The 23,033-nt window shown below is 70.0% G+C and carries 19 protein-coding genes and 1 pseudogene; 13 read left to right on the forward strand and 7 right to left on the reverse strand.

Annotated features, from left to right (window positions below; all coding sequences use genetic code 11):
* Positions 1 to 5 precede the first annotated feature (5 nt).
* Positions 6 to 434 carry a Cu(I)-responsive transcriptional regulator gene (gene cueR, locus ACE3Q8_RS03850; protein ID WP_374468919.1) on the forward strand — a complete coding sequence of 143 codons (429 nt, stop codon included), beginning with the start codon at positions 6 to 8 and terminating at the stop codon, positions 432 to 434.
* On the opposite strand, the gene ACE3Q8_RS03855 is transcribed toward cueR, so the two are convergent.
* The 4 genes from ACE3Q8_RS03855 to ACE3Q8_RS03870 form a co-directional block, all read right to left on the reverse strand.
* Positions 400 to 555, reverse strand: coding sequence for a hypothetical protein (locus ACE3Q8_RS03855; RefSeq protein WP_374468920.1), 156 nt, complete (start codon positions 553 to 555; stop codon positions 400 to 402). The genes cueR and ACE3Q8_RS03855 overlap by 35 nt on opposite strands.
* 124 nt (positions 556 to 679) lie before the next feature.
* Positions 680 to 2,497, reverse strand: coding sequence for a flavin-containing monooxygenase (locus ACE3Q8_RS03860; protein ID WP_374468921.1), 1,818 nt, complete (start codon positions 2,495 to 2,497; stop codon positions 680 to 682).
* A gap of 92 nt (positions 2,498 to 2,589) precedes the next feature.
* The gene (locus ACE3Q8_RS03865; protein ID WP_374468922.1) at positions 2,590 to 2,856 is read right to left on the reverse strand and encodes a hypothetical protein; all 267 of its coding nucleotides are present in this window, start codon (positions 2,854 to 2,856) and stop codon (positions 2,590 to 2,592) included.
* A gap of 69 nt (positions 2,857 to 2,925) precedes the next feature.
* Positions 2,926 to 3,699 carry a competence/damage-inducible protein A gene (locus ACE3Q8_RS03870; RefSeq protein WP_374468923.1) on the reverse strand — a complete coding sequence of 258 codons (774 nt, stop codon included), beginning with the start codon at positions 3,697 to 3,699 and terminating at the stop codon, positions 2,926 to 2,928.
* 83 nt (positions 3,700 to 3,782) lie between these two features.
* Here ACE3Q8_RS03870 and sfsA (ACE3Q8_RS03875) point away from each other — a divergent pair, with 83 nt between their 5' ends.
* From sfsA (ACE3Q8_RS03875) to ACE3Q8_RS03895, 5 genes and pseudogenes are all read left to right on the forward strand, one after another.
* Complete coding sequence (gene sfsA, locus ACE3Q8_RS03875) at positions 3,783 to 4,556, forward strand: DNA/RNA nuclease SfsA (protein ID WP_374468924.1); 774 nt, start codon at positions 3,783 to 3,785, stop codon at positions 4,554 to 4,556.
* Positions 4,557 to 4,882: 326 nt separating this feature from the next.
* Complete coding sequence (locus tag ACE3Q8_RS03880) at positions 4,883 to 7,741, forward strand: SwmB domain-containing protein (RefSeq protein ID WP_374468925.1); 2,859 nt, start codon at positions 4,883 to 4,885, stop codon at positions 7,739 to 7,741.
* A gap of 332 nt (positions 7,742 to 8,073) precedes the next feature.
* Positions 8,074 to 8,316 carry a hypothetical protein gene (locus ACE3Q8_RS03885; protein WP_374468926.1) on the forward strand — a complete coding sequence of 81 codons (243 nt, stop codon included), beginning with the start codon at positions 8,074 to 8,076 and terminating at the stop codon, positions 8,314 to 8,316.
* A 138-nt stretch (positions 8,317 to 8,454) separates the two neighbouring features.
* Positions 8,455 to 8,946, forward strand: a pseudogene (sfsA, locus tag ACE3Q8_RS03890) (DNA/RNA nuclease SfsA); the annotation flags it as partial.
* A gap of 59 nt (positions 8,947 to 9,005) precedes the next feature.
* Positions 9,006 to 9,413, forward strand: a complete 408-nt coding sequence (locus ACE3Q8_RS03895; RefSeq protein ID WP_374468927.1) for a hypothetical protein — start codon at positions 9,006 to 9,008, stop codon at positions 9,411 to 9,413.
* On the opposite strand, the gene ACE3Q8_RS03900 is transcribed toward ACE3Q8_RS03895, so the two are convergent.
* Complete coding sequence (locus ACE3Q8_RS03900) at positions 9,379 to 11,526, reverse strand: S9 family peptidase (RefSeq protein WP_374468928.1); 2,148 nt, start codon at positions 11,524 to 11,526, stop codon at positions 9,379 to 9,381. The genes ACE3Q8_RS03895 and ACE3Q8_RS03900 overlap by 35 nt on opposite strands.
* A gap of 149 nt (positions 11,527 to 11,675) precedes the next feature.
* Here ACE3Q8_RS03900 and map point away from each other — a divergent pair, with 149 nt between their 5' ends.
* The 6 genes from map (at position 11,676) to ACE3Q8_RS03930 (ending at position 20,546) form a co-directional block, all read left to right on the forward strand.
* Positions 11,676 to 12,494 carry a type I methionyl aminopeptidase gene (gene map, locus ACE3Q8_RS03905; RefSeq protein WP_374468929.1) on the forward strand — a complete coding sequence of 273 codons (819 nt, stop codon included), beginning with the start codon at positions 11,676 to 11,678 and terminating at the stop codon, positions 12,492 to 12,494.
* A 118-nt stretch (positions 12,495 to 12,612) separates the two neighbouring features.
* Positions 12,613 to 13,491, forward strand: coding sequence for an ABC transporter ATP-binding protein (locus tag ACE3Q8_RS03910; protein ID WP_374469102.1), 879 nt, complete (start codon positions 12,613 to 12,615; stop codon positions 13,489 to 13,491).
* A 16-nt stretch (positions 13,492 to 13,507) separates the two neighbouring features.
* On the forward strand, positions 13,508 to 17,095 hold the full coding sequence (locus ACE3Q8_RS03915; RefSeq protein WP_374468930.1) for a M1 family aminopeptidase: 3,588 nt from the start codon (positions 13,508 to 13,510) through the stop codon (positions 17,093 to 17,095).
* Positions 17,096 to 17,165: 70 nt separating this feature from the next.
* Positions 17,166 to 17,912 carry a DNA repair protein RadC gene (radC, locus tag ACE3Q8_RS03920; RefSeq protein ID WP_374468931.1) on the forward strand — a complete coding sequence of 249 codons (747 nt, stop codon included), beginning with the start codon at positions 17,166 to 17,168 and terminating at the stop codon, positions 17,910 to 17,912.
* Positions 17,913 to 18,107: 195 nt separating this feature from the next.
* Positions 18,108 to 18,620, forward strand: a complete 513-nt coding sequence (locus tag ACE3Q8_RS03925; protein WP_374468932.1) for a DUF4402 domain-containing protein — start codon at positions 18,108 to 18,110, stop codon at positions 18,618 to 18,620.
* Positions 18,621 to 18,677: 57 nt separating this feature from the next.
* Complete coding sequence (locus ACE3Q8_RS03930; RefSeq protein ID WP_374468933.1) at positions 18,678 to 20,546, forward strand: DUF885 family protein; 1,869 nt, start codon at positions 18,678 to 18,680, stop codon at positions 20,544 to 20,546.
* Between the two features lie 40 nt (positions 20,547 to 20,586).
* On the opposite strand, the gene ACE3Q8_RS03935 is transcribed toward ACE3Q8_RS03930, so the two are convergent.
* Positions 20,587 to 21,492 (reverse strand): sugar kinase, encoded by a 906-nt coding sequence (locus tag ACE3Q8_RS03935; RefSeq protein WP_374468934.1) that lies wholly within the window; start codon positions 21,490 to 21,492, stop codon positions 20,587 to 20,589.
* Positions 21,493 to 21,545: 53 nt separating this feature from the next.
* Here ACE3Q8_RS03935 and ACE3Q8_RS03940 point away from each other — a divergent pair, with 53 nt between their 5' ends.
* Positions 21,546 to 22,607 (forward strand): beta-N-acetylglucosaminidase domain-containing protein, encoded by a 1,062-nt coding sequence (locus ACE3Q8_RS03940; RefSeq protein WP_374468935.1) that lies wholly within the window; start codon positions 21,546 to 21,548, stop codon positions 22,605 to 22,607.
* Between the two features lie 3 nt (positions 22,608 to 22,610).
* On the opposite strand, the gene ACE3Q8_RS03945 is transcribed toward ACE3Q8_RS03940, so the two are convergent.
* The gene (locus ACE3Q8_RS03945; protein WP_374468936.1) at positions 22,611 to 22,796 is read right to left on the reverse strand and encodes a hypothetical protein; all 186 of its coding nucleotides are present in this window, start codon (positions 22,794 to 22,796) and stop codon (positions 22,611 to 22,613) included.
* Between the last annotated feature and the right edge of the window lie 237 nt (positions 22,797 to 23,033).

Here is a 23,033-nt window from a genome sequence, read left to right on the forward strand (position 1 = left end):
CGACCATGAACATCGGCCAGGCGGCCCGCGCCTCCGGCGTCACCGCCAAGATGATCCGCTACTACGACGAGATCGGCCTGGTGCGGCCCTCGGCGCGGACGGAGGCCAACTACCGAGAGTACGACGCCCGGCAGATCAACGAGCTGAAGTTCATCCGCCGCGCGCGGAGCCTGGGCTTCTCCATGGAGGAGATCACCCGGCTGCTCTCGCTGTGGCGCGACCGCGATCGGCCGAGCCGGGAGGTGAAGGCCATCGCCGACAAGCACATCGCCGACCTCGACGCCCGCATCGCCGAGATGCAGGCCATGGCCGACACCCTGCGCCACCTGTCGCACTGCTGCGCCGGCGACGACCGCCCGGACTGCCCGATCCTCGCCGACCTGACCGAGGGCAGCACGCCTAGCGATCCCGCTCCGAAAACCAGGCGCGCCTGACCGCCCGCATGGCGGCCTCGACCGCCTCCGGCCCGTGCTCGTCCTCGATGTGCAGCAGGCGGTCGAGCACGCGCAGCAGCAGCGCGGCCTCCGCCTCGCTCGCCCCGCCGTTCTCAAGCACAAGCTCGCGGATCCCCCGCTGCGCTATCGAAGGCTCGTCGCTGTCTTCCCCACCCATCGGGCGGGGGTATAGCGGAGACTCACCCTAGGGATGCAAGCTCACAACCCAAGATGGGGTGAAATCGTCAGCTCGCCGACAGTTCGAGGCCCGTCAGCCCGCCCTCGGCCCGCCAGGCCTCCAGGACCTTGGTGAAGGCCACCGGACCCGCGCCATAGGAGCTGTTCTTGGCGGTCATCGCCTCGGGCATACCCTCGTTGTTGTAGTAGCCGGGGGTGCATTCCTTCAGGAACTGCTCGCGCAGGACCGCGAGTTTCACGATCGTGTCGACCCAGGCGTCCTCGGCCTCCTGGCTCGGCTCCACCGTTCGGGCCTGCCGCTCGGTGGCCGCCTTCACGATGTAGGCAGCGTGCTTCACCTGCTCGTTGATCATGTGCGGGAAGTTGGCCGAGAAGCCGGACTGCACGTTCGAGACGATGAAGCAGTTTGGGAAGCCGCGCGTGGTCAGGCCGTGCAGGGTCTCCGCGCCGTTCCGCCACTTCTCCGTCAGGGTGACGCCGCCCCGGCCGTAGAGCTCATAGCCCGAGCGGCGGGTGTAGTCGGTGCCGACCTCGAATCCCGTGGCGTAGACAAGGCAGTCCAACGGATACTCCCGCCCGTCGACCACCACACCGCGCTCGGTGATCCGCTCCACGCCGCGGCCCCTGGTGTCCACCAGGGTGACGTTCTCGCGGTTGAAGGTCGGCAGGTATTCGTCGTGGAAGCAGGGCCGCTTGCAGAACTGGTTGTACCAGGGCTTCAGCGCCTCGGCGGTGGCGCGGTCCTTGACCACCTGGTCCACCCGGGCGCGCACCTGCTCCATCTTCTTGAAGTCCGCGAGCTGCATCAGGCTGGCCGGGTCCTCCACCGGCTCGCCGGCGGCGGCCTTGCGCCGGGCCAGCAACAGAATGTTGCCGATGATGTCGGTCCAGCCGTCGTTGACCAGGTCCTCGTCGGCGAAGCCGCCGGACACAAGGACGTTGAAGTTGTCCATCCGGTGCTGCTGCCAGCCGGGCTGCAGGCTCCCGGCCCAGCTCGGGTCGGTCGGCCGGTTGTTGCGCACGTCGATGGAGGACGGCGTCCGCTGGAAGACGTAGAGGTGCTTCGACCATTCCCCGAGGTGCGGGATGCACTGTACGGCGGTCGCGCCCGTGCCGATGATGCCGACGACCTTGTCCTTGAGCCCGGTGAGCCCGCCCTCGGACGTTCCGCCGGTGTAGTCGTAGTCCCAGCGGCTCGTGTGGAAGGAATGGCCCTGGAAGCTCTCGACGCCCGGGATGCCGGGCAGCTTCGGCCGGTGCAGCGGACCGTTGGCCATGATCACGAACCGGGCCCGCATGGCGTCGCCCCGGTTGGTCTTCACGATCCAGCGGGCGGCGTCCTCGTCCCACCGCATCTCGGTGACTTCGGTCTGGAAGCAGGCGTTGTCGTAGAGGCCGAAGTGGCGCCCGATGGCGCGGCTGTGCTCCAGGATCTCCGGCGCACGCGAGTACTTCTCGCGGGGGACGTAGCCGATCTCCTCCAGCAGCGGCAGGTAGATGTAGCTCTCGATGTCGCAGGCCGCGCCGGGGTAGCGGTTCCAGTACCAGGTCCCGCCGAAGTCACCGCCCTTCTCGACGATGCGGATGTCCCTGATCCCGGCCTCGCGCAGCCGCGCGCCGGCGAGCAGGCCGCCGAAGCCGCCGCCCACCACCAGCACCTCGACCTCGTCGGTCAGGGGCGCGCGGGAGAAGCCCGGCTCCACATAGGGATCGTCCAGGTAGTGGGCAAAGCGGCCGGCGATCTCGACGTACTGTTCGTTGCCGTCGGCGCGCAGCCGCCGGTCGCGCTCGGCGCGGTAGCGGGCCTTCAGTTCGTCCGGGTCGAAGCCCAGCTCATCCCCAGGCCGCTGCAGCGTTTCCGACATGGCGTTCTCCCGGGGCCGTCTCCGGCGCGGCCCTCGGGCGCATCAGGCGCGATTTCCCCCGCGGGAGGCAAGGCCCGAGGGGCGCGCCGGCGTCAGTTGCCGCGCGGCGCCTGGGCGGCGCGCTGGGTCGCCTCGAGATTGTCGCGGGCCTCCTGCTTGCGGGCATCCCAGACGCTCTTCAGCGCGCAGACCCGCTTGGGCATCCGGGAGCCGATCACCGCCTCGTTCTTGCAGACCATCGGGTCCTTTTCCTCGGCCGCAGCCTTGGTCGGCGCGGCCTTGGCGGCCTCCGCGGCCGCGGCGTCGGCGGGCGCGGCCTGGGCGAGCAGCACGGTCGCGGCCAGCAGCGATGCGAACATGGGGTACAGTTCCTATTAGACGAGTCCGATTGCGCGACCGACGATAGCCGAACACGGTCGCAGCGCAACCTAGGCGGCGGGGCCCGCCGCCACCTCCGCCGCGCCGGGCACCCCGGCCGCCTCGAGCGCGGCGATCAGCTCGGCCACGGCCTGTTCCAGCGCCTCGGGATCACGCCCGCGCAGCACCAGGTTCGAGCCGTAGCCCTCGGGCGTGAAGAAGGGATAGCTGCCAAGCGACATGTCTGGGTGCGCCTTGGCGACCGCCTCCAGCGGGGCGGCGATCTGGCCCTCGCCCGAGCCCTCCACGCGGACGGTGCGCGACAGCGTCACCTTCCCGCCCTTGAGACGGGGGCCCACGTCCTCCAGCATGCCGCGCATGATCGCCGGCACGCCGGCCAGGACGAAGACGTTGCCGATGGCGAAGCCGGGCGGCCCCTGCACCGGGTTCTTCACCAGCTCGCCGCCCACCGGAACGCGCGCCATCCGCCGCCTCGCGGCGTTGAGCTGGTCGCCCCAGCGGGCCTCCATCATCGCCAGGATCTCGGGATGCTCCACGAGCTCGACGCCGAACGCCGCGGCCACCGCATCGGCGGTGATGTCGTCGTGGGTGGGTCCGATGCCGCCGGTGGTGATGACGTAGTCGTAGCGCGACCGCAGCGCGTCCAGCGCCGCCACGATCTCCTCCAGCACGTCGGGCACGGTGCGCGCCTCGGCGAGGTCGACCCCGTGGACGCCGAGGTAGCGGGCGATGTCGCGGAGATTGGTGTCCTGGGTCCGCCCCGAGAGGATCTCGTCGCCGATGATCAGCACGCCGGCGGTGACGCGGCCCTCGCGGTCGGACATGGAGGCTCCCTTGGATCTTCGGCGGCAGTAATGGCGGGTACGTCCTTAAGCGCAAGCCCGCGAGCGGCTATCTAGGGCCTCCCATGCAGTTCCCCTCCCCGCTCCTCCGCGGAACCCTCGTGTCCCGCTACAAGCGCTTCTTCGCCGACGTGGTGCTGGAGGACGGCACGCCGGTGACCGCCCACTGCCCGAATCCCGGCGCCATGCTCGGCCTGAACACCCCCGGTTTGCCGTGCTTCCTGTCCACCTCGGACGACCCGAAGCGGAAGCTGCGCCACACCCTCGAGCTGGTGGAGGCCGATGGCGGGCTGGTGGGCATCAACACCTTCAAGGTCCCCTCTTCAAACCCTGTACTTGTCGATGTGAATACGATGAGGCCAAACGCCCTGGTCGCGGAGGCTCTGACGGCCAAAGCCATTCCGGAGCTAGGCCGCTACCCTTCCTTCAGAAAGGAAGTTCGCTTTGGCGGGGCGAGCCGCGTCGATTTCCTCCTAGAAGACCCGTCTGATCCTGATTGCTACGTCGAGGTGAAAGGCGTCACCCTCTCGCGCCAGACCGGCCTGGCGGAGTGGCCCGATTGCGTGTCAGCCCGTGGCGCTCGCCACCTGAGAGAGCTTGCTGAGGTGGTTCGCGATGGCCATCGCGCCGTGGTGCTGTTCGTCATCCAGCGGACCGCCTGCGAGCGGTTCGAGATCGCGGCGGACCTGGACCCGACCTTCGCGAAGGCACTGGAAGAGGTCACCGAGGCTGGCGTCGAAGTGCTTGTCTACGCCTGCAACGTGACGCTCGATGGCGTGAGGCTCAGCCATCGTCTTCGCTCAACGATCCGCGAAGCGGACGTTCTGAACGTCAGCTAGGGGTGGAAAGCGGGCGTTGTCTTCCGACACGACAGCGGAACTTCAGATACCCCTCGTAGGACGCATCCTAGCGGGGGCCAACGCCGCCCACACGGGCGCGCACCGCGCAACCACAAGTCGCCGGCGCATCCACGCCTTGCTGATGACGCATGCGCTGGGTGCGAATCTTCACGGGCGATCCCGGCGCTCAAGCGGCTAGCCGAAGTCGCTGCCATCTATGCGCTTGCCGCTGGCGGGCGTCGGAGCCCCTCCAGAAATACCGACGTTCTGCAATAATCCGGTAGAATTACGGGTTATGCCTGCGCCTCTGGGTTGAGGGGGTCAGGATGGCGACGTTCACAGTTACGAACACCAATGACGCGGGCGCGGGCAGCTTTCGCCAGGCGTTGCTGGATGCATTCAACAGCGCCGGCGCGGATACGATCACCTTCGACCCGTCGCTGGCCAGTGGGTCCATCAACCTGCTGAGCGTCCCATCGGAGATCAACGGCCTCCTTACCTTGCGGCTCCAGCCGGGTCTTGCGATCGGCTACCTCGCGGGGACCCCGCTGGACGTGGGGGCCAACGGGGCCTTGCAGTTCGACGGCGACGCCATCTTCGACGTCCCTCTTCGACTGAACGGCACGGGCGTGGCCGATGGCGGCGCCATCCGGCATCTGACGGGCACCTCCATCCTGCCGGAGCACATCACCCTTGCGGCCGACAGCCGGATCAATTCCGACGCCGGCCTGATCAGCATCAACGGCGCCGTGTCGGGCGCCGGCCACAGCCTGACCCTCGGCGGCGCGGGGACCGTCCGCGCCTCCTCCTTCCTGTCGGGTCTCGTTGACCTCACGAAGGACGGCTCCGGCACGCTCGAACTGCGGGGCGTCAACGCGTTCACGGGCACGGTCAATGTCGAGGAGGGCGTGGTCCAGGTCTACGAGAACGTCGCGCTCGGCGGCTCGGCCGGCGGCGGCACGATCGTCAGCGACGGCGCCGCGCTCGAGCTCCACGGCAATCGCACCATCAACGGCGAAGCCCTGATCCTCAACGGCGACGGGGTCAGCGGCGCGGGGGCCCTTCGACACGTCTCGGGCTCCACCGACTGGAACGGCGCGACCACGCTCGGCTCCGACGCCAAGATCACGGCGGACGCCGGCGTGCTCTTCCTGCTGCAGGGCATCAGCAGCGCGGGCCATGACCTGACGGTGGGCGGCGCCGGAACGATCCAGGCCTTGGACGCCGTGAACCTCGGCACGGGCGGCATCACGAAGGTGGGCTCGGGCGAGCTCTTCCTCGCCGACGCGAACACCTATTCCGGCGTCACGACGATTCTGGGAGGCACGGTCAGGCTGGGCAACGGCGGAGCCATGACGGCGGCCAACGACGTGGTGATCGCCGATGTGGCCGGTGCGAGGCTCGTCCTGGACGGCCCGAGCCAGACGATCGGGTCGCTGTCGGGCGGGGGATCGACGGGCGGCGCGGTCGAGTTCACGTCCGCCGACCTGACTATCGACCAGGACACCGACACGACCTTCGCGGGCGTGATCTCCAGCACCAGCGCCGGCCTGATTAAGGCTGGCACGGGCGAGCTCACGCTGACCGGCGCCAACACCTACTCGGGCCTCACCACCGTCGCAGGCGGCCGGCTGCAGATCGACGGGTCGCTGGCGGGCGGCGCCACGGTCCAGGCCGGCGGCGAGCTCGGCGGGACGGGTGACGTCTTGGGCACGGTGACCGTGCAGGCTGGCGGCCGCGTCGCCGCAGGCGAAAGCCCAGGCTTGCTTTCGACGGGCAACCTCACGCTCGCCTCGGGCGGGACGCTAGAGCAGGAGATCGACGGCGCCTCGACCGGCCAGTTCGACGTCGTCGACGTCACCGGGACGGTCACGCTGGGCGGGGCCATTCTCGACGTCCAGCTCGGCGCCTTCACGCCGACCGTGGGTGCGAGCTTCGTCATCATCGACAACGACGGCGCCGACGGCGTCGTGGGGACCTTCGCGGGCCTGGCCGAGGGCGCCAACTTCGCCGCGGACGGGTTCAATTTCGTGATCAGCTACGCCGGCGGCGATGGCAACGACGTCGAACTCACGGTCGCCGCGGCCCCCGACAGCAGCCCGCCCACACTCTCCGCGGCCACGGTCAACGGCGCGGCCCTGGTGCTCACCTGGTCCGAGAGCCTGGCGGTTGCGGGCCCGCCCGCGGCCGGCGCTTTCACGGTGATGGTCGCCGGCTCGGCCATGGCCGTCACCGGCGTAACCGTCAACGGTGCGGCTAGGACGGTGACCCTGACCCTTGCCACGCCCGTCGCTCAGGGCCAGGCGGTGACCCTCGCCTACGCCGATCCCACGGGCGGCAACGACGCCAACGCCGTCCAGGACATCGCCGGCAATGACGCCGCCAGCTTCGGCGCCACTGCGGTGACCAACAACACGCCGCCGCCGCCGACGCCGGCCCCGTCCGAGCCGCTCCCGCCCCCGCCGCCGCCCGCGATCGGCACCTCCGGCGACGACGTGGTGATCCTTGACACCACCCAGCGCAGCTATGACGGCGGCGCGGGCGACGACCACGTCACCGGCAGCTACGTGCCCGACACCCTCTCCGGCGGCGAAGGCAACGATAGCCTGTTCGGCGGCGCAGACGATGATGTCCTCTCCGGCGGACCGGGCGCGAACGTCCTGCGCGGCGGCGACGGACGAGACGACCTGACGGGCGGCGACGCCTTCGACGACCTGCACGGGAACATCGGCGACGACACTGTCCGGGGCGGCGGGGGCGGCGACTGGGTGGTCGGCGGACAGGGTCAGGACGCCCTTTTCGGCGACGACGGCGAAGATGTGCTCCTCGGCAACCTCGGCCACGACATCCTCACCGCCGGCGACGGCGACGATGTGGCCCGCGGCGGTCAGGGCGACGACAGCGTCTCCGGCGGTTCTGGGAACGACTGGCTTGCCGGCGACCGCGGTTCGGACACGCTTTCGGGCGGCGCAGGCGCGGACATCTTCCACGCCTGGGGCGATGCCGGCCTCGACCTCGTCACCGACTTCAGCGCCGCCGATGGGGATCGCGTTCACCTGCTTGCGGGAACGCAATACGCCTTGGCCCAGGTCGGCGCCGACGCGGTCATCACCATGAACGGCGGCGGCCAGTTGGTGCTCCGGGGCGTCCAGCTCGCCGGCCTACCCGAGGGGTGGATCGTTTAGGCCAGCCAGCGGCCCGGCTGGTTGCGGCTGAGCTTCCCCACCTCGCCCAGCGCCAGGCCCAGCGTCGTCGTCCATCAGGCTGAGCGGCTTCAGCGCCTGGACTGGCTCCAGCCTCCCGATCGGGCTCGTCGCCACTCGGCCGCTCATCTCTGCGCGGTCGAAAGGGACGTGCCGCCTCGCCCGCGAAACTTGCGTTCAGGCGACGTGCGGCAGCCAACTCCGCTGCGACGAACGGACCGCCCGATAGCCGCCCAAATGTGCTAGTAGTGGAATAGAATAATATGCCGGGCGAACACGTCTCGGCGAGGCGTGCTCCGGCTTCAGGAGCACTGATGCCCCACTACTTCCTTCACCTACGCGACGGCGCCGATGAGGTGCTCGATCCCGAGGGTTCGACCTTTCCGACGTTTGCGAAACTCGTGGAGGCAGTGCGGGCCGCCGCGCGCGAGTTGATCGCCCACGGCGCGCTATGCGGTGAGATCGACTTCGGCTACCGGATCGACGCCGAGAGCGAAGGCGGGATCGTCGTTCACACCCTCAGCTTCCGCGATGCAGTGCGGATGGCGAACCTCTAAAGGCGCATCGCAGCCAGCGGCGCACTGCCGTCAGGCGCGTGCGCGGCGCGTAGGTCTGCGACGGGTCGTTTGCGCACGTTGGCTGCGATGCCCAAAGCGGACGAAGCCCCCCACTCTACTAGGTCAGGCGGTTGGGGTGTCGGTTCTCACACCCTGCATCCCAACCGGCTGGTGGCGGAGGCGCTGGCGGACGATGCGATCCCGGAGCTCACCGGCTACGCCGCCCACCGGCGCGAGGTTCGCTACGGCGAGAACTCGCGGGTGGACTTCCTGCTGGAGCACCCCGAGCGGCCGCGCGCCTGGGTCGAGGTGAAGAACGTCCACCTGCGGCGCCAGCCGGGCCTCGCGGAGTTCCCCGACTGCGTGGCCGCCCGCTCGACCAAGCACCTGCGCGAGCTCGCGAACGTGGTGACCGAGGGGGACCGGGCCGTGATCCTGTTCGTCGTCCAGCGCACGGACTGCGAGCGCTTCAGCCCCGCCGCCGACTGCGACCCGAAGTTCGCCGCGGCCCTGGCCGAGGTCGCGCAGGCCGGCGTCGAGGTGCTGGTCTATGGCTGCGACATCGCTGAGACCGGCGTCGCGATCGGCCGGCGGATGCCCTGGGCCGGAGATCCCCGCACGAGAGCGTGATCGGCCGCTGACGGATCGCTGTTCGCCTCGGCGGTGTTTGCCCGCGCGGAGGTTCTCAGATGCAGCGTGTTCTCCGGGCGCTCGCCCTTTCCACCCTGATCCTGTCCCCCGCGGCCGGCGCGGCCGCGGCCGCCCAGGCCCCCGCCCCCGACGCCGCCGAGGCCGAGGACCTGCAGGGCACCGTGGGCGTCTGCGTGCGCTGGGGCGCCGATCCCACCCGGCTGGCCGAGGTGGTGGTGGTGCGCCCCTCGGGCGACGCCCGCGTCGACGCGCTGGCCGCCTCCACCCTTCGCAACATGCCGTTCCCGAAGCCGGCGGGCGACGCCGGCGGCTGGCGGGCGATCAGCATGGGCGTCGGCGGGTCGGAGCCGCTGGAGGAGGCCCCGGACTGCGGCGGCCTCTCCTCGTCGGTGGCCGACGAGGAGCCGCTGTTCACTCGTCCGCTGCCGAAGCAGACCGCGGCGTGACGGCGGGCTCGACACCCAGCCGCGCCAGCGCGAAGGCGTAGAACTCGGCGATCTCGGCGTAGCGGCGGAAGCGCCCCGACTTGCCGCCGTGCCCGGCCTCCATGCCGACGCGAAAGACCAACGGATTGGCGTCGGTTTTGCGGGCCCGCAGCCGCGCCACCCACTTGGCCGGCTCGAAGTACTGCACCTGGCTGTCCCAGAGGCCTGTGTAGACGTAGAGCGACGGATAGGCCTTCGCCGCCACGTTGTCGTAGGGCGAGTAGCTCAGCATGTAGGCGTAGTAGGCCGGGTCCTTCGGATTGCCCCACTCGTCGAACTCGTTGGTGGTCAGCGGAATGCTCTCGTCGAGCATGGTCGTGACCACGTCCACGAACGGCACGCGGGCGACGATCACTCGGTAGTCCTGGGGCGCCATGTTGGCGACGGCGCCCATCAGCAGCCCGCCGGCGCTCGCGCCTTCCGCGGCCATCCGGCTAGGCGCGGCGTACTTCTCGGCCACCAGGTGGCGGGTGACGTCGATGAAGTCGGTGAAGCTGTTCTTCTTGGCGAGCAGCCGGCCCTGGTCATACCAGGCGCGCCCCATGTCCTGGCCGCCGCGGATGTGGGCCACCGCAAAGACGACGCCGCGGTCCAGCAGGCTGACCGCCGGCATCTGGAACTCCGCGTCCCACGACGAGCCGTAGCTGCCGTAGCCGACCTGGTAGAGGGCCGCCGTGCCGTCGCGCTTGAACCCCTTGCGATAGACCAGCGAGACTGGGATTCGCGTGCCGTCCCGGGCCGGGGCCCAGACCCGCTCGGTCACGTACTGCGCCGGATCGTAGCCCGGCACCGGGTGCCGCTTCAGCAGCGTGCGGGCCCCGGTCCCCACCTCCACGTCGTAGGTGGTGAGCGGGGTGGTCAGCGAGGTGTAGGTGTAGCGGAGCGCCGTCGCCTGCGGCTCGGCGTTGGTTCCGAAACCCATGGTGTAGGCCGGTTCGTCCGAGGCCACGAGCGCGCTCGAGCCGTCGGCCTTCAGCATCCGCAGCCGCTTCACCCCGCCCGCCCGCTCCTCGATGGCGGTGAAGCCGTCGAAGAGCTGGAACTCCTCGATGAAGACCTCCCGGTCGTGGGGCACGAAGGCCTGCCAGCGGCCGCGGTCGCCGAGCGGGGCGCCGGCCGGCAGCGTCATCAGCCGGTAGTTCGGCGCGTCCCAGTTCGTGCGGATCACCCACCGACTGCCCAGGTGATCGGCGCGGTAGAGGTGGTCGCGGCTGCGCGGGGCCACCACCTGAAAGGCCCCCGGATCCTCGGCGCTGGTGCAGCGCTGCTCGGTCTGGGTGGTGCTGGTCGCCAGGATGCAGATGAAGGCGTCGGAGCGGGTCCGGGCGAGGCTCAGGTAGAAGGAGTCGTCCGGCTCCTCGTAGAGCAGGCGGTCGGCGCTGGCCGGCGTTCCCAGGACGTGCAGCTTCACCCGCTTCGACAGCAGGGTCACCGGATCCTTCTCGATGTAGAGCACGCTGCGTCCATCGCGCGACCAGACCACGTCCGGCTCGATGTTCGAGACGGTGTCCGGCAGCATCCGGCCGCTGGCGATGTCCTTGATCCGCAGGGCGAACTGGTAGCGGCCGACCGTGTCCTCGGACCATGCGAGCCGGGCGTTGTCGTCGCTCACCGCCCACTGGCCGACGGTGTAGTAGCCCTGGCCCTCGGCGCGGGCGTTCTGGTCGATCAGCACCTGCTCGGGCGCCTGCATCGAGCCGGCCCGCCGGGCGACCACGGCGTAGTCCTTCCCGGTCTCGAAACGGGTGTAATACCAGTGGCCCCGCAGCCGGAACGGCACGGAGGCGTCGTCCTGCTTGATGCGGCCGACGAACTCCGCGTTCAGCATCTCCTTCACCGGCCGCTGCGGCGCGAGGACCGCGTCGGCGTAGGCGTTCTCGGCGGCCAGGTAGGCCAGCATCTCCGGGTTCTTCCGGGTGTCGTCGCGCAGCCAGTAGTACTCGTCGTTCCGCGTCCCGGCGGGCGCCTGCACGGCGTGCGGCCGCTGGGCGGCGACGGGCGGCTTCGGCGTTCCCTGGGCCCAGGCGGAAGGCGCCGCCAGAGCGGCGGCCAGCAGGAACGGAACGAGACGCATGGACGAGCCCCCTCGAAACGGCGTGCGCGACGCTGGCACGGCGCACGGCGGGCCACAAGCCGCGGGTCTGGCACGTTGAACTTCCGGCTCGGGGTTGTCACATAGGCGTCCTGGGCCGCCCCCGCGGGTTGCCGCAACCGAGCTTCCCCATGACCGACACCCTCGACGGCGAATACCGCACCGGCCAGATCAAGATCCATTCGCCCGACGACTTCGAGGGCATGCGCCGCGCCGGCCGGCTCGCCGCCGAGTGCTTAGACATGCTGACGCCGCACGTCGTGCCGGGCGTGGTCACCGAGAAGCTGGACGACCTGGCGCGCGAGTTCATCCTCGACCACGGCGCCATCCCGGCCTGCCTGGGCTACCGCGGCTACACCAAGACCACCTGCATCAGCCCGAACCACATCGTCTGCCACGGCATCCCGGGCGAGCGGGTGCTGCGCGACGGCGACATCGCCAACATCGACGTCACCGTCATCGTGGACGGCTGGCACGGCGACACCAGCCGGATGTACGGCGTGGGCGAGGTGGCGCCGCGCGCCCGCCGCCTGATCGACGTCACCTACGAGGCGCTGGAGCGGGGCCTGGCGGCCGTGAAGCCCGGCGCGCGCACCGGCGACATCGGCCACGCCATCCAGCAGTACGTGGAGAGCATGCGCTGCTCGGTCGTCCGCGACTTCTGCGGCCACGGCCTGGGCAAGGTTTTCCACGACGCGCCGAACATCCTGCACTTCGGCCAGAAGGGCACCGGCGAGCTGCTGCGGCCGGGCATGTTCTTCACCATCGAGCCGATGGTGAACCTTGGCAAACACTCGGTGAAGCTGCTCTCCGACGGCTGGACGGCGGTGACCCGCGACAAGTCGCTGTCGGCTCAGTGCGAGCACTCGGTGGGCGTGACGGAGACGGGCGTGGAGATCTTCACCGGCTCGCCGGCGGGCATCTTCAAGCCGCCGGTCCAGGGCGCCTGACGTCCCCGCTCGAGCGGGAGCCGACGTAACACCCCTGCTGGCAAACGTTACGCATCCCTAACTTGCGCCGCCGCGCGGCCACGGTGCAGCCTCCCCGCAACGAGGGGTGGTGAAACCGATGCTTTCCATCAAGAACCTGACGCACGTCTACGGCAACGGCACGCGGGCGCTGGACGGCGTGGACCTGGAGGTCCCGCGCGGCATGTTCGGCCTGCTGGGGCCCAACGGGGCCGGCAAGTCGACCCTGATGCGCTCGATCGCGACGCTGCAGACGCCGTCGTCCGGCGAGATCCGCTTCGGGGACATCGACGTGATCGCCGAGCCCGAGAAGCTGCGCCGCACCCTCGGCTACCTGCCGCAGGACTTCGGCGTCTATCCGCGGGTGAACGCCTACGACATGCTCGACCACATGGCGGTGCTGAAGGGGATCGCCCACGCCCGCGAGCGCAAGGAGACCGTCGAGGCCCTGCTGCATCAGGTGAACCTGTGGGACGTGCGCGAGAAGGCGGTGGCCGGGTACTCCGGAGGCATGCGCCAGCGGTTCGGCATCGCCCAGGCGCTGATCGGCCAGCCGCAACTGATCATCGTCGACGAGCCCACCGCCGGCCTCGACCCCGAGGAGCGCAACCGCTTCCTGAACCTGCTGGCCGAGATCGGCGAGAACGTGGTGGTGATCCTCTCGACGCACATCGTCGAGGACGTGGCCGACCTCTGCCCCAGGATGGCGATCCTGGCCGGCGGCAGGATCCTGAAGGAAGGCGCGCCGAGCCAGCTCATGGCCGACCTCGCCGGCCGCATCTGGACCAAGACCATCGACCGCCACGAGCTGGAGGCGGTCGCCGCGCAGCACCAGGTGATCTCCACCCGGCTGTCGGCCGGCCGCACCGTGGTCCACGTGCTCGCCGACAGCCCGCCGGACGCCGGCTACGCCCCGGTCGCGGGCGGTCTCGAGGATGTCTACTTCTCCACGCTTGCCGCCTCGCGGCGCGCCGCCTGATCCCGGAGCGCCCTCCATGTTCGGCAAGATCGCGGCCTTCGAGCTGCGCTACCAGACCCGGCAGCCGATCTTCTGGATCGCCGGCCTGATCTTCTTCCTGCTGGTCTTCGGCTCGATGACCATCGACCAGATCCAGATCGGCTCAGGCGGCAACATCCACAAGAACGCGCCGGTCGCCATCGTCGCCGTGGTCCTGAACATGGCGATCTTCTTCATGTTCGCCTCGACCGCCTTCGTGGCCAATGTGATCGTCCGCGACGACGAGACCGGCTACGGCCCGATCATCCGATCCACGCGGGTCCGGAAGTTCGACTACCTTTTCGGGCGCTTCACCGGCGCCTTCCTGGCCGTGGCGCTCGCCTTCCTGTTCGTCCCCGCCGGCATGTTCGTGGGCTCGCTGATGTTCTGGGTGGACCCGGAGACGCTCGGGCCCAACCGCCTGGCCGACTACGCCTACGCCTACGTCGCCTTCGCCCTGCCGGCGCTGTTCCTGGTCTCGGCGATCTTCTTCTCGCTGGCCACGGCCACCCGCTCGATGATGGCCACCTACGTCGGCGTCGCCGCCTTCCTGGTGCTTTACATCGTCATGATGGCGGCGCTCCGGGACCCCGAGCGGCGGGAGATCGCCGCGCTGGTGGAGCCGTTCGGCCTCGCGGCCTTCGGCAACGCGGTGCGCTACTACACGGCCGCCGAATCCAACACCATGCTGCCGCCGATCGCCGGGGCGCTGCTGACCAACCGGCTGATCTGGCTGGGCGTCGCATGCGCGTTCCTGGCGCTCGCCTATGGGCTCTTCCGGTTCGAGACCAAGGGCAAGACGGCGCGGCGGCTGGAGAAGCTGCGGGCCCAGGCCGAAGCCGAACCGCCGACGCCGCGCACCGGCCCCCTGCCCGCCCCCAGCTTCGGCGCGGCCGCCGCCTGGGCGCAGCTCGTCAAGCGCACGCGCTTCGAGATGGGCCAGGTGTTCAAGAGCCCGGCCTTCGTGGTGCTGCTGCTGCTCGGCCTGTTCAACGCCGTGGGCGGCCTGGTACTGGGCGCCGAGCGCGGCGGGGCCGACATCTATCCGGTGACGAGCTGGGTGATCGAGACGCTGAACGGCGCCTTCACCTTCATGGTGATGATCATCGCCATCTACTACGCCGGCGAGCTCGTGTGGCGCGAGCGCGAGCGCAAGACGCACGAGATCGTCGACGCCACGGCCGTGCCGGACTGGGCCTTCGTCGCGCCCAAGACCCTGGCGCTCGCGCTGGTGCTGCTGGCGACCCTGCTGGTCAGCGTGCTGGCCGGCGTCGCGGTCCAGCTCTCCAAGGGCTTCACCGACATCCAGCTCGGCAAGTACCTGCTGTGGTACGTGGTTCCGAACGCCGTGGACTGGATCCTGCTGGCCGTGCTGGCGGTGTTCCTGCAAGCCATCGCGCCCCACAAGTTCATCGGCTGGGGCCTGATGCTGCTCTACGTGATCGCCCAGATCACCCTCGCCAACATCGGGCTGGAGCATAACCTCTACAACTACGGCGGCACGCCCCAGCAGCCGTTGTCGGACCTGAACGGCCAGGGTGACTTCGCCGCGTTCGCGGCCTGGTTCCGGGCCTACTGGACGGCCTTCGCTCTGATCCTGCTCGTCCTCTCCTACGGCCTCTGGCGACGGGGGACGGAAACCCGGCTCCTGCCGCGCCTGAAGCGGCTGCCCCGGCGGCTGAAGGGCCCGGCGGGCGCGCTGGCCGCCGTCTCGGCCGTGGCCTTCGTCGGCCTCGGCGGCTTCATCTACCTGAACACCAACGTCTGGAATCCGTACCGGACCCGCATCGACGGCGAGAAGTGGCTCGCCGCCTACGAGAAGCAGTTCCTGAAGTACGAGAAGGTCCCCCAGCCCTCGATCACCGACGTGAAGCTGGACCTCGACCTCTATCCGCACGAGCCCCGGCTGGTGACGCGCGGCAGCTATCGGCTGGTCAATGACGGGCAGGTCCCGCTGCGCGAGCTGCACCTGCGGCTGGACCGCGACACGCGCCTGACCAAGGCCAGCCTGTCGGTCCCCGCGAAGCTCAGGACCTTCGACGACTTCAACTACCGCATCTTCACCTTCGAGCGGCCGCTGCAGCCGGGCGAGACCGCCCTGCTCACCTTCGAGACCCTGATGCAGCAGCGGGGCTTCAAGAACAGCGGCAACACCACCCGGCTGGTGGATAACGGGACCTTCGTCGACAACTTCGAGTTCGCGCCGGTGATCGGCATGGACCGCGGCCGCGTGCTGCAGGACCGGGCCAAGCGCCGCAAGTACGGCCTGCCGGCCGAGCTCCGGCCGCCGAAGCTCGAGGACCGCTCGGCCCAGGCGCGCAACTACCTGGCCAACGCCGACTGGGTGAACGCCGACATCACGGTGACCACCGTGGCCGATCAGACGCCGGTGGCGCCCGGCTACCGGACCAGCGACGTGACCCGCAACGGCCGTCGGACGGTGCGCTACGTAACCGACGCGCCGGTGCTGAACTTCTTCTCGGTGCAGTCGGCGCGCTACGCGGTGAAGACCGTCGACCACAAGGGCGTGGAGCTGGCGATCTACTACGACCCGCAGCACCCCTGGAACGTCGATCGGATGATCCGCGCGCTGCAGGTGGGGCTGGACTACTACCAGCCGAACTTCGGGCCCTACCAGTTCCGCCAGGCGCGGATCCTGGAGTTCCCCGGCTACGCCACCTTCGCCCAGGCCTTCGCCAACACCATGCCCTACTCCGAGGCGATCGGCTTCATCTCGGACAACCGCGATCCGGAGAAGGTGGACTTCGTCACCTACGCCACCGCCCACGAGCTCGGCCACCAGTGGTGGGCCCACCAGGTGATCAGCGCCGAGATGCAGGGCGGCACCATGCTGACCGAAACCCTGGCCAGTTACTCGGCGCTCAAGGTCATGGAGGAGATCCACGGTCCCGACGGCATCCGCCGGTTCCTGAAGCGGGAGCTGGACGGCTACCTGCGCCGGCGCGGCGGCGAGGCCGTGGAGGAGCTGCCGCTGATCCGGGTCGAGAACCAGGACTACATCCACTACCAGAAGGGCGGCATCGTGATGTACCTGCTCGCCGACCGCATCGGCGAGGCCAAGGTCAACGCGGCGCTGCGCCAGCTCGTCCAGCAGTACGCCTTCGAGGGCGCGCCCTACCCCCGATCCCAGGACCTGGTGGACCTGCTGCGCGCCCAGGCCGGGGCCGACCCCGTCGCCCAGCAACTGATCACCGACCTCTTCGAGAAGATCACGGTCTACGACCTGAAGACCAAGACGGCGGCGGTGAAGAAGCGCGCCGACGGCCGCTACGACGTCACCCTGACCGTCGAGGCCAGGAAGATGTACGCCGACGGCCAGGGCAAGGAGACGCCCGCGCCGATGTCCGGCGAGGTGTTCGACGTGGGCGTCTTCACCGACGAGCCCGGCAAGGCGGGCTTCACGTCCAAGTCGGTGGCCTACTTCCGCACCCATCCGTTCCGCACGGGGTCTCAGACCCTGACACTGACGGTGGACCGGGAGCCGAAGTTCGCCGGCGTCGATCCCTACAACAAGCAGATCGACCGCAACTCCGATGACAATGCGATCAAGGTGACCGCGGGCTGAGCCCAGTCCCTCCCCGTCGTGGGAGGGACCCCCTTGCCACGCCGGAACATTTGCGGAACATTGTTTGATTATGGACCGCCGGACCGCCGTCGAAGATGCAAGCCCGCTCGCCGAACTCTGGACGGCGGCGCCGGCGCCCGCGCCGAAGCCGCACTACCACGGACATCGCGAGCGGCTGCGCGAGCGGGCGCTGGCCGGCGGGCTCGCCGCCCTGCCCGACTACGAGGTGCTGGAGCTCTTCCTCTTCCGCTCGATCCCCAAGCGGGACGTAAAACCGTTGGCCAAGCAGTTGCTCGCCCGCTTCGGCTCCCTGGCGGCGGTGCTGGGAGCCACGGCCGAGGAACTCAAGACCGTGAAGGGCGTGGGCGACGGCGTGGCCCTCGACCTCAAGCTGCTGCACGAGGCGGCGCTCAGGGCCGGGCGCGACCAGATTGGCCGGCGGCCGGTGATCTCCTCCTGGTCGGCCCTGCTGGCTTATGTGAAGACCGCCCTCGCCCACGAGACGCGCGAGCAATTCCGTGTCCTGTTCCTGGACAAGAAGAACCAGCTCATCGCCGACGAGGTGATGAACCGCGGCACGGTCGACCACGCGCCGGTCTATCCCCGCGAGGTGGTGCGCCGGGCGCTCGAGCTCTCCGCCAGCGCGCTCATCCTGGTGCACAACCATCCCTCGGGCGACCCGACGCCCTCGTCGGCCGACGTGGACATGACACGTCAGGTGATCGACGCGGCGCGGCCGCTGCGGGTGAGCGTGCACGATCACCTGGTCGTCGGCCGCCACGGCGTGGCCAGCTTCCGGGCGCTCGGCCTGATGTGATCGCGGAATCGGGGCGCTTGCCCCACGGCCAAGCTCGCGTATCCTTGTTCACCAATTTTGAGGGCCGAAAGTTGTGCATCGCACAAGGCTCGCGCGGGTGGGTTGCAAAGCCTGGCCCGGAAGTTGCTCACGGCGCAGGTGTGGAGTAGGCGCGTCCCACGGCGACGGGGGACGCTGTTCGGAACAGGGAAGCCAGTGACCATCCGCCGTCATCTGCTCGGGATCGCGATCGCCGCCGCGGCCTTGGCCGCCGCTGGCCAGGCCTGCGCTCAGACGAGCCAGTCGGCCACGGGCAGCATCACGGTGATGCAGCCGGTGCTGAACGTGACGAAGACCTCCGACCTGTCGTTCGGCTCGGTGTTCCGGCCGTCCAGCGGCTCGGGCTCGATCAGCATCGACGCCAACACCGGTGCGGTGAACGCCTCGAACCTCTCTCAGTTGAATGGCAACACCACCAGCCGCGCCGGCTTCACGGTGGAAGGCCAGCCGAACGCCAACATCTACGTCACCTACCCCAACAGCGTGAACCTGACGCGCTCGGGCGGCTCGGAAACCCTGACTGTCTACCTCACCTCCAGCATGGGCGGCGGCCAGATCAGCGGCGGCGGGACGGTCACCTTCAACATCGGCGGCCAGGTGACGCTGTCGTCCAGCACGGTGCTCGGAGCCTACTCCAACAGCTTCACCGTCACGGTCGCCTACAACTAGCCGGACAGCCGCGGCCGCCCTACGGTCCCGCTTGAACGCCACCTGCCGGGACACGCCATGCGCCTCGACCGCCGCGATCTCCTCCTCTCCGCCGGGGCCGCCGGCCTGACCGCACTGGCCGGACGCGCCGCCGCCCAGGTGACGCCGGCCGATCCCCTGCCGCCCGAGACGCCCGACCAGGCGCTCGGCCGGCTGCTCGACGACCTCGCCGAGCGCATGCTGATCCGCAATCCCGAGCAGGCCACCAGCCTGGGCCTCGACCGCGACGCCCGCGCCGGGCTGAAGGGGCAGCTCGCCGACGCCGCCTGGGCCTCGGTGATCGACGACCGCGCCTTCTGCCGCGATGGCCTGCGGGCGCTGGCCGCCGTCCCGGACCCGAGCCTCTCGCCGCAGGCGCGGATCCACAAGCAGGTCACCGCCTACGCCCTGCAGCTCGGCGCCGACGCCGAACCGTTCGCGTACGGCGACAACACGCTGGCCTCGGCGATGAGCGAGAGCTCCACCCCCTACGTGGTCAGCCAGCAGGACGGCGCCTACGCCGTCACGCCCGAGTTCCTCGACAGCCAGCACGCGGTGGAGACCGAGGACGACGCCGACGACTACCTCTCGCGCCTGCACGAGATGGCCAAGGTGGTGGGCGACGAGACGGCCCGGATCGAGAAGGACGCCGGCCTGGGCGTGGTCCCGCCGGACTTCATCCTCGCCAACATCCTCGCCCAGCAGCAGGGCCTGCTGGGCGTGCCGCCGGCCCGCTCGCGGCTGGTGGCCTCGCTCGCCCGCCGGGCGCGCGAGAAGGGACTCTCGGGAGACCTCGAGGCCCGCGCCACGCGGATGGTCGAGGCCGAGATCTACCCGGCGCTCGCCCGCCAGCATGCGGCGCTCACCGCCCTGACGCCGAAGGCCGGTCACGAGGCCGGGGTCTGGCGGCTGCCCGAGGGCGAGGCCTACTACCGCTGGTGCCTCCGCGAGGGGACCTCCACGGCCCTCACCGCCGAGCAGGTGCACCAGATCGGCCTGGAGCAGAACCGCGCCATCGAGGCGCGCATGGACGCCCTGCTGAAGGCCCACGGGCTGACGAAGGGCACGGTGGGCGAGCGGGTGACGGCGCTCGGCCGGGATCCGAAACACCTGTTCCCCGATACCGACGCCGGCCGCGCCGAGCTGCTGGACTACCTGAACGGGATCATCGCGGGCGCGCGGCCGAGGCTCGCCAAGGCGTTCACTCTGCAGATGAAGGCGCCTGTGCAGGTGAAGCGGGTGCCGCCGGAGATCCAGGACGGCGCCGGTCAGGGCTACATGAACTTCGGCTCGCTCGATGGCTCGCGGCCGTCGATCTACTACATCAACCTGAAGAGCACCTCGAACTGGCCCAAGTTCACCCTGCCTACCCTCACCTATCACGAGGCGGTGCCGGGCCACGCCTGGCAGGGGGCCTATCTCACGGAGACCGGCAAGCTGCCGCTGATCCGCATCCTGCTGTCGGGGATCAACGCCTACGTCGAGGGCTATGCGCTCTACGCCGAGCAGCTCGCCGACGAGACCGGCGCCTACGACGCCGACTGGGCGGGGCAGCTCGGCTACCTGCAGGCGCAGCGGTTCCGCGCCGTCCGCCTGGTGGTCGACACCGGGCTGCACGCCAAGCGCTGGGGCCGCGAGCAAGCCGTCCGGTGGGCGGTCGAGAACACCGGCCGCACCGAGGCGGCGATGACCAGCGAGATCGACCGCTACTGCGCCACCCCGGGCCAGGCGTGCGGCTACAAGATCGGCCACACCGAGATCAACCGCATGCGCGACAAGGCCCGCGCCGCGCTCGGCCCGCGCTTCGATGTCCGTCGCTTCAATGACCTGCTGATCCAAACCGGCGCGGTCCCCATGAGCGTGCTGGACGGCGTCGTGGACGGCTGGGTCCGCACCGGCGGCGCCTAACCTTTCGGCGGGTCGCCCCCTTGGGGCAGCGACCGGGGGATCAAGGCATCGCGGTCTTCGGGATGATCGCGCCTGGATGGCCGACGACCACGCCGGCAAGGCGGCGGCCGGCCTCGACAGCCTCGCGGGCCGAAGCGCCGGCCAGCCGGGCGGCGAGGTAGCCGCCGTTGAAGCTGTCGCCCGCCCCTGTGGTGTCCACCACCTTCGCGGCGCCGGGCCCCGGCGGCAGGATGTCCGCCGCCCCATCGGCGTGGATCGCCACCGTGCGGTCTTCCTCGCGGCGGATCACCTCGGCCCCGTGAGCAGACCAGGCCTGCGCCACCGCCTCCGCGGAGACGCCGCACAGAGCCTCGGCGTCGGGGCCGCTCACCGAGACGTGGGTGCACGACGGGATCACCGCCTCGGCCGCCGCCTTCGCCTGGGCCGCATCGGTCCAGAGCCTGGGCCGGTAGTTCGGGTCGAAGCCCACCGCCACTCCGGCCGCCCGGGCGTCCGCCAGCAGTTCGCTGAGAACGGCGCGGCCGCGCTCCCCGGCCACCGCCAGGCTGATGCCCGACAGGAACACCATGTCGGCCCCGAGAAAGGCCGCCCGAAGGCCGTCCACGTCCACACGGTCGAAGTAGTCGCGGACCGCCGCCTCGTTGCGCCAGTAGAAGAACCGCCGCTCGCCGGACGCATCGCGCTCGATGGCGTAGAGGCCGGGCAGCCGGCCGTCGATGCGGAGCGCCAGGTCGTCAGCGATCGACTCCTCCGCCATCAGGGCCAGGATCGCCCGGCTGAACGGATCGTCCGCCCCCACCGCAGTCGCATAGGCCACGTCGTGGCCCAGCCGCGAGAGGTAGACGGCGGTGTTGAAGGTGTCCCCGGCGTAGGCGATGCGGCCCGCGCCGCCCTCGCCCAGGGAGAGTTCCACCATGCATTCGCCCAGGGCGATGATCCGGCTCATGCGGCCCCGCTTCCCACAAACTGGCGAACGCCGCTAGCCTCCGGGGCATGTCGGTGGAAATCGGTGTCATCGAAGGCTTCTTCGGCCGTCCCTGGACCTGGGCCGAGCGGACGGCGAACGTCAGCTTCCTGGGGCCACGCGGCTACGGCTTCTGGCTCTACGCGCCCAAGGCGGACCCCTGGCTGCGCCGCCGCTGGCGGGAACCCTACCCCGACGCCGAGCTGGCGGCGCTCAAGGCCTTCGGCGCCGCGTGCCGCGAGGCCGACGTGCGGTTCGGCGTCGGGCTCACCCCCTTCGAGCTGCACTTCGGGTTCGACACCGCCGCCAAGGTGGCGCTGACCGCCAAGCTCGCCCAGTTGGACGACGCCGGGATCGACGACCTCGCCATCCTGTTCGACGATATGCGCGGCGACCTGCCCGACCTGGCCGCCCGACAGGCCGAGATCGTCCACTGGATCGGCCCGCGGACCAAGGCGTCGCGGCTGATCATGTGCCCCAGCTACTACAGCGACGATCCGGTGCTCGACCGGGTGTTCGGCCAGCGGCCCGCCACCTACCTCGAGGAGCTCGGCATCGCGCTCGAGCCCGTGGTCCACGTCATGTGGACCGGCGAGGAGGTCTGCAGCCTCGAATACACGCCCGGCCACCTCGAACGGGTGGGTCAGCAACTCCGCCGGCGGCCGTTCCTGTGGGACAACTACCCGGTCAACGACGGGCCGCGGATGAGCCAGCACCTGCACCTGCGGGCGTTCACCGGCCGGCCGGGGTCGCTGGCGGACCACCTCTCGGCGCACGCGGTGAACCCGGCCTCGCAGCCGGTGCTGTCGCGCATTCCCCTGCTGACCCTGGCGGAGAGCTACGCCCGCGGAGACGGCTATCAGTACCTGGCCGCGTTCCGGCGGGCCGCCGCCGAGGTGCTGGGCGAGACCCTCGCGCGCCAGGTGACCGCCGACCTGCCCACGCTGCAGGACACCGGCCTCGACCGCCTGTCGGACGAGCGGAAGGCGCGGCTTGTTGAGCGCTACGCGGCCACCGACCATCCGGCGGCGCGCGAGATCGTGGACTGGCTGCAGGGCGGCTACGCCATCACCGGCGAGGCCCTGCAGACGCAGTAGGCGTCAGGTCCAGCGGAGCGCCTTGCGCACGTCGTCGATGCTCTCGCGCCGGCCCTGCCGGGCCGCGGCGTCGCGGGTCAGTTCGTCTAGCCGCCGCTCGGCGTCGGGGCCGTAGCGCCGGCGAAGCTGGCGGGCCTCTTCCTCCGCGGCTTCCGCCGCCGCGAGGGCCTTCAGCCAGTACTCACTCATGGCGTCACCTCCATGGCGTCAGGCGGAAAGATTAACGCGAAGCTTTCCGCTGCGCAGCCCGTCGAGGGGCCATGGATTGTCAAACGGTCGTGAGCCTGAGCGGCCCTTCACGACGGCAGCATTCGGGGGTTGCGCGCCGCTGAGATTCGACTACAGTAAATACGCAACTAGTTAGTTTGCAGCGATCCTCGTCGCCCGGCCTCGCGGCCGCGGGCACCTAGCCCCAGCCCCGCGGCC

Source organism: Phenylobacterium sp. (assembly GCF_041913825.1).
In the GTDB taxonomy this organism is placed as follows: domain Bacteria; phylum Pseudomonadota; class Alphaproteobacteria; order Caulobacterales; family Caulobacteraceae; genus Phenylobacterium.